Origin of the sequence: Leptospira broomii serovar Hurstbridge str. 5399 (assembly GCF_000243715.2) — a bacterium.
Classification (GTDB): domain Bacteria; phylum Spirochaetota; class Leptospiria; order Leptospirales; family Leptospiraceae; genus Leptospira_B; species Leptospira_B broomii.
The window spans coordinates 453,907-467,694 of record NZ_AHMO02000004.1; the positions used below are offsets into that span (position 1 = coordinate 453,907).

General features: G+C 45.7%; 13 protein-coding genes. All 13 read left to right on the forward strand.

Going from position 1 to position 13,788, the window contains the following annotated elements:
• The first annotated feature begins 356 nt into the window (after positions 1 to 356).
• The 13 genes from fliN to LEP1GSC050_RS02305 all read left to right on the forward strand — a co-directional run bounded on the left by fliN (position 357) and on the right by LEP1GSC050_RS02305 (position 13,742).
• Positions 357 to 1,427, forward strand: coding sequence for a flagellar motor switch protein FliN (fliN, locus tag LEP1GSC050_RS02245; protein WP_010569444.1), 1,071 nt, complete (start codon positions 357 to 359; stop codon positions 1,425 to 1,427).
• Complete coding sequence (locus tag LEP1GSC050_RS02250) at positions 1,424 to 2,209, forward strand: FliO/MopB family protein (RefSeq protein WP_010569445.1); 786 nt, start codon at positions 1,424 to 1,426, stop codon at positions 2,207 to 2,209. Before fliN ends, LEP1GSC050_RS02250 begins: the two co-directional genes overlap by 4 nt.
• Positions 2,210 to 2,285: 76 nt before the next feature.
• Complete coding sequence (gene fliP, locus LEP1GSC050_RS02255) at positions 2,286 to 3,062, forward strand: flagellar type III secretion system pore protein FliP (protein ID WP_010569446.1); 777 nt, start codon at positions 2,286 to 2,288, stop codon at positions 3,060 to 3,062.
• Positions 3,059 to 3,322, forward strand: coding sequence for a flagellar biosynthesis protein FliQ (fliQ, locus tag LEP1GSC050_RS02260; RefSeq protein WP_010569447.1), 264 nt, complete (start codon positions 3,059 to 3,061; stop codon positions 3,320 to 3,322). Before fliP ends, fliQ begins: the two co-directional genes overlap by 4 nt.
• Before the next feature lie 9 nt (positions 3,323 to 3,331).
• Complete coding sequence (fliR, locus tag LEP1GSC050_RS02265; protein WP_010569448.1) at positions 3,332 to 4,114, forward strand: flagellar biosynthetic protein FliR; 783 nt, start codon at positions 3,332 to 3,334, stop codon at positions 4,112 to 4,114.
• The gene (gene flhB, locus LEP1GSC050_RS02270; protein WP_010569449.1) at positions 4,111 to 5,301 is read left to right on the forward strand and encodes a flagellar biosynthesis protein FlhB; all 1,191 of its coding nucleotides are present in this window, start codon (positions 4,111 to 4,113) and stop codon (positions 5,299 to 5,301) included. The genes fliR and flhB overlap by 4 nt, the downstream gene beginning before the upstream one ends.
• 17 nt (positions 5,302 to 5,318) lie before the next feature.
• Positions 5,319 to 7,436, forward strand: coding sequence for a flagellar biosynthesis protein FlhA (locus LEP1GSC050_RS02275; protein ID WP_010569450.1), 2,118 nt, complete (start codon positions 5,319 to 5,321; stop codon positions 7,434 to 7,436).
• Between the two features lie 39 nt (positions 7,437 to 7,475).
• On the forward strand, positions 7,476 to 8,753 hold the full coding sequence (gene flhF / locus LEP1GSC050_RS02280) for a flagellar biosynthesis protein FlhF (RefSeq protein WP_010569451.1): 1,278 nt from the start codon (positions 7,476 to 7,478) through the stop codon (positions 8,751 to 8,753).
• A 39-nt stretch (positions 8,754 to 8,792) separates the two neighbouring features.
• Complete coding sequence (locus LEP1GSC050_RS02285; RefSeq protein ID WP_010569452.1) at positions 8,793 to 9,701, forward strand: MinD/ParA family protein; 909 nt, start codon at positions 8,793 to 8,795, stop codon at positions 9,699 to 9,701.
• Complete coding sequence (locus tag LEP1GSC050_RS02290) at positions 9,698 to 10,186, forward strand: hypothetical protein (protein ID WP_010569453.1); 489 nt, start codon at positions 9,698 to 9,700, stop codon at positions 10,184 to 10,186. The genes LEP1GSC050_RS02285 and LEP1GSC050_RS02290 overlap by 4 nt, the downstream gene beginning before the upstream one ends.
• A 247-nt stretch (positions 10,187 to 10,433) precedes the next feature.
• A complete protein-coding gene (gene whiG, locus LEP1GSC050_RS02295; protein WP_010418741.1) occupies positions 10,434 to 11,234 on the forward strand; it encodes an RNA polymerase sigma factor WhiG in 801 nt (266 codons plus the stop codon).
• A 150-nt stretch (positions 11,235 to 11,384) separates the two neighbouring features.
• Positions 11,385 to 13,370, forward strand: a complete 1,986-nt coding sequence (locus LEP1GSC050_RS02300; protein WP_010569454.1) for a FapA family protein — start codon at positions 11,385 to 11,387, stop codon at positions 13,368 to 13,370.
• 6 nt (positions 13,371 to 13,376) lie between these two features.
• Positions 13,377 to 13,742: a hypothetical protein gene (locus LEP1GSC050_RS02305; RefSeq protein ID WP_010569455.1), complete on the forward strand. Its 366-nt coding sequence runs from the start codon at positions 13,377 to 13,379 to the stop codon at positions 13,740 to 13,742.
• Positions 13,743 to 13,788 lie beyond the last annotated feature (46 nt).

The following is a 13,788-nucleotide window of genomic DNA, read 5'->3' on the forward strand; positions in this document are numbered from 1 at the left end:
GGGTGTTGTTTGGGTCGGAAGGATTCCCCACCCTACTGGGCGGGGGCCGGATCGGTGGTACCCCTCCCCGCAAATTCTTTTAGCTTCGTATCACAGAAGTCTGTTTTCGACAATCCATTTTCCTGTCCTCCCTATGTTGGAGCTCCTGCCTTTATTTTTACTTTCTCGCGCGTTCCCTTTCGAAAAGATACACCCTGTCAAAATCGAACCTTTTTTTCTTGTTTTTGCTAATAACGAGGTTAAAATTCGATAAGACATGCTCAAAACGCCCCGTTTTTCGGTGCAAGAGAAAAAAGGGGTCGACAAAATTCTTTTTATTATGTCTCCTTATCCAAAATTCATAGAGAGTCCTTAATATGGGTGAAGGGTCCCTTTCCCAAGAAGAAATAGATGCACTATTAGCGGGTGCCAATGAAACATTCGATCCAGGTAGCATGGCTGCTGCAGGAGGATCGAAGGAAGTTCCGGGCTTGTCGCCCGTCGACCGGGATCTCCTGTCGGATTTTCTTTCCCAGTGTTTTCAGACTGCGGGTAGCACGTTAGGCGCGATTCTTTCAAAAACCTCTAGCTTCATGAATCCTACCACGGAAGCTAAGACTAGGAAAGACATAGAAGCCGAATTGAAGGCAAATACGCTTATTTTATATTCAACTTATTCCGGTAGTTTAAACGGTCGAGTTGCATTAGCGATGGGAGCTGATAATGCCGCTCGTATCGCTAATATGATGATGGGCGGTTTCGATTCGGGTGGATTGGACGAGGGACAGCTACAGACTCTTAAGGATAGCTTGACTCCTATTATGGGAGCGCTCCAGTCTCAGATAGCCGCAAAGACTGGCGGCGGTGTGAACGGATCCCCTGCAGAAACGAGACATGTCACTTCGCCGGCAGCTCTTGTTTTACCGGAAGGCGATCCAATCGTCCGAACGTTCTTTAATTTGGCGATCGAAGGTTTGCCTTCCTTCAGAGTCCAATTCCTGCTCTCACTGTCGATGGCTAGCGATATTCTTTCCTTATCTAAACGATCGGGTGGCGGAGGCGGAGACTTCAGCGGAGGCGGCTTCCAAGGCGGAATGGGTGGAGGCGGAGGTGGTGCTCAGGTAGGAATGCGTTCAGTGTCCTTCCCGAATTTAGCCACTGCAAGCGGGGCCCAGGGAGCTCCGAACTTAAACCTCCTCATGGACGTTCAAATGTCCGTGACAGTCGAGTTAGGAAGAACGAAGATGTATATAAAAGACATCTTGGGATTGGGCGAAGGTTCGATTATAGAATTAGATAAGCTTGCCGGTGAACCGGTGGATTTACTTGTTAATGGAAAGTTGATTGCCAAAGGGGAAGTAGTCGTCATTGACGAGAACTTCGGTGTGCGTGTAACGGACATTGTCAGTCCGGCGGATAGGATCAAGCCGGAATCAGGAGGCGGATGAACGGAAGGATTCTTTTTTACAAATCTCCGCTTCTTCGCTTCGGCTCCCTCGCTTTTGCGATCGGAGTCTTTTGCGTTTTATCGGGATCATTAAACATTCATGCTCAGGCTACCGATCGGGAGGCAATGGATGAACTCCTAAAAAAAGAACTAAAAGGAGATACGTCCAAAGCCGATGGCGCCGAGAAGTCGGAAAAGAAGCCTGCTGAGACAGGAAAGGAAACCGGGACGACTCCGGCAGTCAATCCTGTGGAAGAGCGATATAAACCGGTCTCGGAAGGGCCAGGCCTGGGCGGTATTCTATTTAGAATCGTATTGGTTCTGGGAATCTTATGCGGCGGCGTTTATTGGATTTTAAAAACGATAGCGGCATCACGTGATGCAAAGCTGCCGGTTAGAGACGAGATGAATTTATTAAGTAGTCTCTTATTAGGACCGAATAAGCAGCTTCAGATAGTGGAAGTAACCGGCCAGATTTTTGTATTAGGCGTTGCCGATAGCGGAATCAGCTTAATTTCGGAAATAACCGATCCTGAAACAAAATCCAGACTCCAACGAATGAAGGATGAATTCCGGCCTCCTGAAGGCGGTTTCTTGGTTTCCGTCTTGGCTCAGTTGAAGGATCTAAACACCAAAATCAGCGGAACTTCCTCTACGGAAGAAACTCTACTGAAGCCACAACCTGGAGCGAGGAAGGAAAAGCAGAAAAAGCTGAAACAAAAATTGGACGAGATCAAACGAGAACGGAATAACCTTGAAAACGGGTTATTTGATGTGAATTAGGGTGGGTAAGTTGGGTGGATATATTGAAAATAGGACGCGAATTTTGGTTTCTTCATTAAAGAGACATAAAAAGATTATGTGGGCGATAGGCACACCGATCTTCGCAGTTTCGCTGCTATTTCTTTTCTCAGGAGGGGAGATATTCGCGCAATCAACCGCGCCTAGGATTCCCATCCCGAATCTAGGTATTAACGTGAACGAAGCAAAAGGCCCTCGAGAGACGAGTCTTTCTCTCATGATTCTTTTCTTAGTTACGATCCTCTCTTTGGCTCCGGCAATCGTGATGTCTCTGACTTCCTTCACTAAAATTGTTATCGTATTGGACTTTGTTAGGCGAGCTCTCTCCATCCAAAACCTACCTCCCAACCAAGTAATGGTCGGTTTGGCATTATTCATGACCTTCTTTATCATGGCGCCGACTTTGAATATCGTCTATGAAAAGGCGCTTACGCCTTACATGAACGGAAAGATCGATACGAACGAATTTTTCGATAAATCCATGGTTCCGATGCGCGAATTCATGATTCGTCAGATAGGTCCGAGCGGCGCTAAGGACGTGGCTCTTTTTTTAAAGATCGGAAAAGTGGAAAAAGTGGAATCCTTTGACGATGTTCCGAGTTATGTTTTAATTCCCGCCTTTATGCTTTCCGAAATCAAAAAAGCGTTTTGGATCGGAATCATAATCTTCATTCCGTTTATCGTAGTGGATCTGGTTGTCGCTTCGGCGCTATTATCCATGGGCTTAAATATGCTCCCTCCGGTCATGGTGAGTCTTCCTTTTAAACTTATCTTATTCGTCTTAGTGGACGGTTGGAATTTAATCGTCTACGAGCTGGTAAGGAGTTATAAATGACCGAAGTCGATGCTATAACATTGATTCGAGATGCGCTCTTTGTCACATTAAAGCTTTCATCGCCGATCCTTCTGACTGCGATGATCGTAGGTTTAATTATCGGAATTTTACAGACAACGACTTCCATCCAGGAGCCGACGATCGCGTTTGTTCCCAAACTTCTCTCCATTTTCGTCGTAATCGTAATTTTTGCGGGTTGGATGCTTCAAACGGCTACGGATTATACTAGAGATTTATTTTTAATGATCGAGAAATTTTAGAGAAATTTAATGGAGTATTTCGTCGGTAATTTCCAAGTTTTTCTTCTGATCCTTGCTAGGATAGTGGGACTCTTGTCCGTTGCTCCCGTATTCTCATTCGTATCGATTACGTTTGCCCAAAGAATTTCATTAGGTTTTCTGATAGCTGTAATCCTTTTTCCCGTATCGGCGGGTTTTGTTCCTCCTATTCCCGGAAATATGGTGGATTACGGCTTGGTCGCGATCGGCGAGGTCTTGATCGGAATATTAATGGGATTTTTAATAAGTCTCGTTTTTGCCTCGTTTCAGATGGCTGGAGAATTTTTCAACGTGCAGCTAGGTTTCGGTTATGCGGAGATTTTGGATCCGATTTCCCAGACGAGTCTTCCGGTTATCAGTACTCTAAAAAATATGCTCGGGATGTTGCTATTTTTAACTCTAGGCGCTTATCGTTTCTTGTTCGAAAGTCTTGCATATTCGTTCGAAAAAATTCAGATTCTAAAGCTCGTCCCTGAAATTCAAGACGGTTTGTATCGAGCAATGGAAGGCGCGGTCGGGGCGATGTTTCTTGTAGCGTTTAAGATCTCTCTTCCCGTTCTCGGCGTTCTTTTTCTTGTCACAGTTTCGGAGGCATTGATGGGAAAAGCGGCGCCTCAATTGAATATTTTGCAATTGAGTTTCCCGATTAAGATTGCGATCGGCCTGATCGTACTGATATTGATCGTTCCCTTCATAGTCTCGCAAATGGACTCGGCGTTTCAGCTTTCCTTTGAAAAGGTGAACCTCTTACTAAAGGAATGGCCGACTTTATGAAGTGCTTATGGATCCCACTTGTTTTCCGGCTCTTCCCTCGAAGATGTGAGAACGGAGAGATATCCGACCTATCTTTTGCCGCTGAAAACTTTCGAATCGATCTGCAACTGTTTGCGGCCGAGGACGAAGGTCGTACTCAACCGGGTAGCGAGAGGAGAAGAAGAGAAGAACGGGAAAAAGGGAATGTCCCGAAGAGTTCCGAAGTTCCTTCCGCAATCGTTCTACTCGCCGGTGTAGTACTGATGTATATTATGGGAGAATACTTTTTCATGAAGTCGTACTACCTACTTCGAAAGTATTTTTTCGGAATTAGATCTGCGGATTCGGTAAGCTTGGAAGCGGTTTCAACACTTATGAATAACGCACTATGGGATATCACCCAATTACTTTTGCCGTTAATGGGAATTACGGTCGTTGCGGCTATCGTAGGGAACGTTGTCCAAGTAGGATTCTTATTCGCGCCAAGGGCCTTGGCGTTTAATTTCAGTCGGATTCGACCGAACTTTAAGAAGGTTCTTCCGAATCGACAAACCCTATTTAATTTGGGAAAATCTTTGGCCAAGGTCGCAATCATCGGCTGGGTTTCGTACTTTATCATCGAGAAGGATTTCTTCAGGATCCTCATGTTAGGACATATGGGATTGGAAGAGTCGGTTTCTCTGATCACATATACTGCATTCAAAATATTTGTAGTAGTCGGGATTCTACTATTGGCGATCAGCGTAGGAGACTATTTCTTCCAGCGTTATGAATACGAAGAATCGTTGAAAATGACCCCATCTGAAGCCAAACGTGAAATGAAAGAACAGGACGGAGATCCGTCCTTACAAGCGCGTCGTCGCCAGATGGCTCGAGATACGATTAAGAAAAGTCGAATGCTTACCGAAGTTCCCAAGGCGGACGTCGTCATAACCAATCCGACCCATTTTGCCGTGGCCTTGGAATATAAACCGTCCATTCATAAGGCTCCGATCGTGATTGCGAAAGGTGTCGACGATTTTGCCCTACGAATCATTCGAGTCGCAAAATCCAACGGAGTTCCCACAGTGGAGGATCGCCCGATGGCCAGAACCTTGTACGACGAAGTGGAGATCGGGCAGGAAGTTCCGGCACGCTTCTATACCGCTCTCAGTGTGATCTTTACAAAACTCGAATCCTTCAGGAAAGCGTTCCGTAACGCATCGTAGACGACTAGGAGAAACGTATGGAAAAGAAATGGTACATGCAGTCGGACTTTATCCTAGGCGCCGGCGCGGTTTCGATCGTCGCGATGTTAGTCGTTCCCTTGCCGGGAGTGATCCTGGATTTATTGATTTTGTTCAGCCTAGCAATCAGTCTTTTGATCGTATTGACCTCGCTTTCGATCAAGGAGCCCGCGGAATTCTCCGTTTTTCCCAGTCTTTTGTTGATAACTACGATTTATCGACTAGCATTAAACGTATCGACTACTAGGCAGATTCTTTCCAAAGGGCCAGCGGTAAATAGCGCGATCATAGACGCATTCGGGTCCTTCATAGTCGGAAGCGAATCAGGTTTGAGTAAATACGTAGTAGGATTCATAATCTTTCTTATCTTAGTGATCGTGCAAGTATTGGTGATCACCAAGGGTGCGACCCGGATTTCGGAAGTCGCTGCCAGGTTCACGTTGGACGCCCTACCCGGAAAGCAGATGGCCATCGATATGGAGCTCTCTACCGGAAATATCAACGAAGAAGAAGCCAAGAAACGGAGAAAGAAGATCGAAGCCGAAGTGGATTTTTACGGATCCATGGATGGTGCGAGTAAATTCGTCCAGGGAGACGTTCGGGCCGGGTTGATCATTACTGCGATCAATTTGATCGGCGGGGTCGTCATTGGAGCCAGTATTAGAGGAGAATCCTTTGTTTCCGCGATAGAAACTTACGGAAAATTCACCATTGGAGACGGATTAGTATCGCAGATTCCAGCTCTACTAACGACGGTTGCCACCGGTATTATCGTAACTCGCTCAGGTTCCGAATCCGATTTGGCAAAGCAGTTCAAGACTCAGTTGTTTGCAAATTCGAAGGTTCTGTATGTCGTAGCTGCTTCGATGGGATTGGGCGCTTTTATTCCGGGACTGCCGTTCATACCTATGCTTTTGATGTCGGGCGGGCTGGCTTATTTGGCCTATTCTATGGAGCGCACCGTCCAGGAGCAACTGGACGTTTTGGAGAAGAAGGAAAAAGAATCCGTTTCGGATCGCAAACCTAGAGATTATTACGACGAACTTAGAATCGAACCGATCGAAATCGAATTCGGTTATCATTTGGTTCCTTTGGTCGATACGTCGCAAGGCGGAACGCTTATGGATCAGATTTCCAATTTGCGTGCAAAGTTCGCGAGAGAGAGCGGGATCGTCATTCCACCGATTCGTATTTTAGATAATTTGGAAATTCCGCCGGATCAATTTACGATCAAAATCAACGGCGTGGAAGTCGGTTCGAGTACGATCAGACCCGATAAGCTTATGGCGATGCCTTCGGCGGAGAGCCAAGAGATTACTTCCATCGAGGGAGAAGCTTTCGTCGAGCCTGCATATGGAAGAACGGCAAAATGGATTTCCTCGGATACGAAGGGCGACGCCGAATCGAAAGGATTCATCGTCGTGGATGCTTCTACAGTCATCATCACTTACCTGCGAGAATTACTTGCGACTCACGCCGCAAGTTTATTGGGAAGAGAAGAAGTTAAAAAACTCCTGGATCATTATCGTTCTCAATATCCGACATTGGTCCAGGAACTGGAAGCCGACAAACCCGGAAATCTAGGAATGCTCCAGCAGGTTTTACAGAATCTTCTTCGGGAAGGTTTGGGAATTCGCAATTTGGTACCGATTTTGGAAACTATCGCAAACAAGATGCCCAAGTATCCGAATCCTTACGTTCTTACCGAATTCGTAAGACAAGCCATCTCGAATACGATCGTGAAAGATTATATGGTGGATGGGAAGTTACAGGCCGTCGTTGTAGAAGGAAGAGTTTTGGACCGCCTGAACAAATCGTTGGCGCAAGACCGACTCGAAGGCAGGGATATTTTGGTTCTTCCTCCCGAATTTCAGAGACGTCTTTTAGAATCTGTGGCGGAGATGAATCGGAAAATTCAGGAGAGCAGAGGCTTTCCTATTTACGTCGTGAATCGAGAGGTGCGGATGCCTTTTGCATATTTCCTGGCCAAGGAATTTCCTCCTCGAAATTTTGCAGTTCTTGCGCTGGAGGAAGTTCATTCTTCCGTTCCCACCGTCATAGTTGGCGAGTTGCGAGTCACCCAAACGCAGGCAGCCGAGACCGTCGAGACGCTTTGATCAAAAGAATTATATAAGCTTAATAGAAAGGGAGGATGTATGGATTTCGCAAAGATTAGAGGCAAAGACCTACAAGATTGCTTAATGCAGATGAAAATGAAGTACGGACCGGAAGCTCACGTTATCGAGCATCGAATCCTTACGGAAGGAGGAGTTTTCGGAACTGGACTCATGGCGAAAAAAGTCATCGAGATCCAGGTCGGAATCCCTGAAAAAGCGAGTTCTCGCGAAAAGGTCGAGAAGAAGCTTCAAGACTTAAAAGAACTCCTAAAACAGAAATCGAGTCAAACGGTCGAAAGACGAAAAAGCTTGGACGAAATTCCTTCCTGGGAAGAGCGTTCTCGCCGGACGATTCCATCGGTTATATCCTTGCCGGAAGAATTTATTTCCGACGAAGGGAATGCGGAGGAAAAACTCGGAATCTCCTTTGCACAGGAATTTGAACCGAGACTCAGAAACGTTAGAAAGTCCGAACCTGATTCCCATCTAGGTCGATTGAAAGACCGGCTAATTCAAGAAGGAATGAGCGCCAGATATGCGAACGAAATTGCATCTGCCGTCGAACAGCGCCTGTCTCCTTTGGATAGATCCAGGTCCGTTTCCGTTCAGGAAAAAGCGATCGAAGTACTTTCCGAAAGAGTGCAAGCCGAGGCGGATATTTTCAAGGGTACCGGGCGTGGACAGAGAAAGGTGGTCTTTTTTGTCGGTCCGACAGGAAGCGGTAAAACCACCAGTATCGCAAAGCTCGCAGCGAAATATCATCTGCACATGGGGAAGGCCGTTTCTCTCTATACGACTGACAACTATCGGATTGCCGCAATCGAGCAACTAAAACGGTACGCAGATACCATGGAAATGCCATTTTATGCAGTAAAGGATCTAAAACGTTTCCAGGAGACTCTTGCGAGAGACGGTTCCGAATTGATTCTGATCGACACTGCAGGTTATAGCCATCGAAATATGGATCAACTAGGCAAGATGCACGGTTATCTTTCGGCTTTCGGGGAAAAAGATAGCGTTGAAAATATCCTTGTATTATCGTCTACATCATCGTATCATCATTCCCACTCGGTGATGAAAGCCTACGAACCTTTGGGTTTCCGCAGAATTTTATTAACCAAATTAGACGAAGCGGAATTTTTAGGTGGATTTCTGGAACTAGCCGATACACTAAATAAGGGTTTTACCCATCTAAGCGTCGGTCAAGAAGTGCCTTTTGATATGATCCCTGCGGATAAGCATCTACTTGCCGAGTGCGTGGTAAATCCGGAAAGAATCAAAGATATCAGAGGCGAAATCTTCTCTACAATCGGTTAAATCGATCAAGGACGAAGAACGTTCGAGGAAGAGGTTAGGATGGACCAAGCGACCCAACTACGGAAATTAACCGAGGGTAATACGAGTCTTAAACTCGTTTCTTCAACCAAACCTATGACCAAAATTATTGCAATAGCTTCGGGAAAAGGCGGGGTCGGAAAAAGTACGATTTCCGTGAATCTCGCTATCTCGATGGCTAAAGCTGGACAGAAGGTTTTGGTTTTCGACGGAGACTTAGGTCTCGCAAACGTAAATGTTATTTTGGGGATTATTCCCAAATATAATTTATATCATGTTGTTAAGGGACATAAGAGTTTAAAAGATATTATCATTCAAGCACCGGAAGGCGTGGATATTATTGCGGGAGCGAGCGGTTATTCGCAACTTGCGAACCTGAACGATACGCAAAGAAATAATTTAATCAAAGGTTTTGCGGATCTGGAATCCTACGACTATATGATCATCGATACCGGGGCTGGGATTAGTTCCAACGTAATCGGATTAACACTGCCTGCGGACGATGTCATCGTAGTGACTACTCCGGAGCCGACCGCAATCACCGATTCTTACGGCTTGATTAAGGCAATCGTTTCTCAGAGCAGGGACAAAAACCTGAAAATGGTCGTAAATCGAGTTCGCTCCGCGATCGAAGGGAAGAAAGTCGCCGATCGAGTGATCGATATCTCCGGCCAATTCCTGGAAGTCAGAGTTGAAAATCTAGGCTTTATCTTTCAAGACGACGAAGTGGAGAAAAGTATCCGGGAACAAAAACCGTATATCATTCATTCACCAAAAAGTAAGGCGGCTGCCTGCCTCAATCGGATCACTTATTCTCTGCTGAATCAAGAAATGGATTCGCAAGAGGATTCCGGAATCGGCGGTTTCTTTAAGAAATTCTTCAATTTCGTGGATGTCCGTGAGAAGCAGCAAAGTTTAGACGACAATTGAACCTTCAGATCGGCTTTCTAATTCTTTTTGCCTTCCTTGGCTTAGTGATCAGCGCAATTTGCGGATTCTTAGCGGGAAATTACGTTAGCCATATCCTTTTCATCACGATTCTTTCTACGGTCGGAATGGCAGCCTTTGGGTTCGGCGTATATACGATTCTTGAGATAAAAGTTCCCGAGTTTTTAGAACTGTTGCGGAACTTCGGAGGTTCGTATGTATCTGCCGAAGACGGGGAAGCGAGAGAAGGAGGGCATTCCGGACTTTATGGAGAGAGAATGGACAGCGACATGTCCGGGGTAAACTTCGATTCCTCAAGCGGGCCGGAAGAAATTCGAGCCACAGTTGCGGGAATTCCCCGTAAAAAGGCGGATAAATTCGGAGACCATATCATGGTCGAAAATATCGCCATTAAAAATGAACCGAAACTTATGGCCGAAGCTATTCGAACGATGCTCGCCAGGGACGACGGCAGTTCGGAAAAATAATATTTCCAAGTCGATGCCCTAGGTTGAACATCCGGGATTTTTATAAGCTTTTTTTCTTATTCTTCTTTTTTTTCATGAAACCGAGACGTATTTTATCCTAGAGCGGCATATTTCTCCCGCAATCGGCTCTCATTTACTAATGAGACAAAAAACTGCTTGATTTCCCCTTTTTTGCGACAAAAAATGCTATTGCAAATCGGTTTGGTCCACGACACTCTTAAACGAGGGACCTTCCCAGTCCGATGTTATGTCCAAACTTTTTGATAAATATAATAATACGGATGAGACGGAACTGTGGAAGTCCTATCGGGACACCAAAGACCAGAACATACGCAGTTATCTCGTAGAAAAATATTCTCCCTTGGTCAAACACGTTGCGGGTCGCATCGCAATCGGAATGCCTCAGAATGTCGAGTTCGACGATCTAGTTTCCTACGGAGTCTTCGGACTTCTGGATGCGATTGAGAAGTTCGATCCGGATCGGCAGATCAAATTCAAAACCTATGCAATGACTCGGATTCGCGGTTCTATCTTTGATGAGCTGCGTTCTATCGATTGGATTCCGCGTTCGATCCGCCAGAAGGCGAAACAGCTCGAACAAATCATCGGGATGTTGGAAAATAAAGAAGGCGCTCATGTCGAAGATGAGGCCATTGCAAAGGAAATGGGTATTTCCGTAGAAGAGTTCAATACTCTTTTAACTAAAATCAGCGGTACCTCTCTAGTTTCGCTTAACGATATTTGGTTCCTCGGCGATGAGAACGACGAAGTTTCTTTTATGGAAACTTTGGAATCTCCGATGAATATGAATCCGGATACGATTATCGAAAAGGAAGAAATCAAGAACGTAATCGTCGAAGCCATCAAAACTCTTCCGGATAAAGAAAAGAAAGTAATCGTCCTTTATTATTACGAAGATCTAACGTTGAAAGAGATCGGAGAAGTCCTGGAAGTTACCGAATCAAGAATTTCGCAGTTGCATACTCGCGCAGTCGCGAGGCTTAGAAGTAAACTGGGAAAAGTGAAATCGGTCATAACTAAAAAGTAAATTCTCCCTCTATCTTCGGTGAGGCGAGCAACAAGGTAGTCGGAATTGCTCGGTGAATAAGGGCCTATTCGTTTGGGAGGAATCGCAGAATGATAGCAACAACTCCAGGCTCGAAACGAAACCTGTCTTTACTTTCCTCGGGTAAATAATATGTCATCCTTAACTTCTTTCTTAAAAGACCAATCCAAGGAATTAGATCGGCTCCAGAAGGAGCAGGTAGAAGTCATTGCCGAAACATTAGAGAAGTGTGTTCAACTTGCGGCTTCGCATCTTCGGAAAAAACCCCACGAGATCGATTATATCGTATTAAAGCGCGGGAAGAAGAAGCTCTTCGGTTCCGAACCTTGGCATATTCGAGCCTCTATCGTTCCCGAAGACAATTTTCTGGACGAACTTTCGGAGTTGGATCAAAAACTTACTGGCGGGTCCGGTAAATTAGTTTCCAAAGATCTAAAGGAGTTCCTGCAACCGAAAGATAAGGACGGCCGCATTTTAGTGCAGATACTTCGCAACGGAGTTTATCTGACAGTCTTCCCTCCGTCAGGGGAAGGAAGAGCCGTCGAAATTTCCGAAGTTTCTAAAAAGCTATCCGTTAGGGGCGTTGATCAGGTTGATGACGTTCAAATTCGGAAGTTGGTAAAAGAAGCTAAAGGAGAGCCGACCTATATCTCCAACATGAAAGCTAGGCCGGGAATGGAAGCTAAACTGGTCCTGGATGTCGCTATGGATCGGATGAAGGCGAAAGTAACCTTAGTTCCCCCCAAACCCGGGGGTCGAGATTTAGAGGTTCGGGACGTGATCAACTATCTCAAGAATGCAGGCATTAAATACGGCATCAAGGAAGATGAGATCCAACGACGTCTGGAGGAAGAGTTCTATAACCAACCCTTTACGGCAGCCGAAGGTGATTTACCGATCAACGGAAAGAATGCTACGATTACCTATCGTGTTCGTACTCAGAAGAACGTCATATTCCGGGAAGATGAATCCGGCCGTGTCGATTATAAAGATATGGACCTCATTGAGAACGTTGTGGTAGGCCAGTTGCTTGCGGAAAAGATTCCCGCGGAAAAAGGGAAATACGGTCGGACCCTGTTTAATGAACTCCTACCGGCCAAAGACGGATTGGATACTGAGCTGAAACAAGGAAAAGGAACTATCCTTTCCGACGATAGAACCAAGCTCACCGCGGAAGTAAACGGACAAGTGGTCTATGCCGCCGGTCGTCTCTCCGTAGAGACCGTATATAGGGTAAACGGCGACGTAGGAATTAAAACCGGAAATGTTACTTTCCTCGGCTCGGTCATTATTACCGGCAATGTGGAAGATAATTATTCGGTAAAAGCCGCTGGGAACATCGAGATCTACGGAACTGTACAAAAAGCCAATGTGGAAGCCGACGGCGATATCATTATTAGGCAAGGGGTTTCAGGACGCGACGAAGCTCGCATCGAATCCACCGGCGGAAACGTGATCGCTAAGTTTATACAGAATGCAACCGTGATTACCGAAAAAGACGTAATCGTGCAAGAAGGGATTCTTCATTGTTTCATTAGCGCAGGCGGCAAAGTAGTTTCGAACGGGAAGCGAGGTCAAATTGTAGGAGGAACGATTCGTGCAGCCGAACTGATTGCCGCAAAAGTAATCGGCTCTTCCGCCAATCCACCGACGGAGCTCGTGGTCGGAACCGATCCGAAGGTCTTGAAACAGATCGCGGACTATGAGGAAAAGCTGGCGGAAAACCAGGGGAAATTCGAACAACTTACCAAAAGCCTCAAGACCTTGAAAGCGAGGAAGGAAAGCGACCCGGCTTCTTTTACTCAGGATCATGAGCAGCAATTGGCTAAGACGGCTAAGGCAGTCGAAAAACTGGAAACTAGAGTTCGAGAATATGATAACGAGATCCAGAACCTTCAAAACTATATGGAAGATAAGGCCGCCAACGGTAAGATTTGTATTGAAAAGACTTTGTACGGCGGCGTGACTCTCAAAATTCGTAATTCCGACTTTAAGACTCGAAACGAAATCAAGCATAAGACTTTCGTCGAGGAAAACGGTGTAATTAGGCAACTTCCGTACCAAGACCCGGAACCCGAGAAAAAAGACTGGAGAAAAAATCGAAGTCGAGTAAAATAAGAGGCAATGAGGCTAAATGAGCCCTTATTGGGATACGGCGCAGCTACTGAGATCCTTCGTCGGACGATGGTGGAGCATCCGCATACTCTGACAAACGTAATCGCCCAAAACGAAAAGGCGGTTCGAGAGTATAATATCGATAAAAAATATGCGGTGCAGATGTATGCTGAAACGTTTTCGCTTTCTCCAGAGTATAGAGAAAGACTGAGAACGACGTACACTCAAAAAATCGGCGAGATCGAAAAGGAAATTCGTTCGTTTAAGGGACCTCGTCCCGAAGGCGGCAAGGACAAAATCGTCTCCTATGATAAGTCCGGAAGAAAGATAGAATACAAAACCGCTTCCCGCTCATCATTGGATTTGATAGCATAGGAAATCGCAATAATCTAAAATCCACTCGGAGGAATGTTGTTGGAAA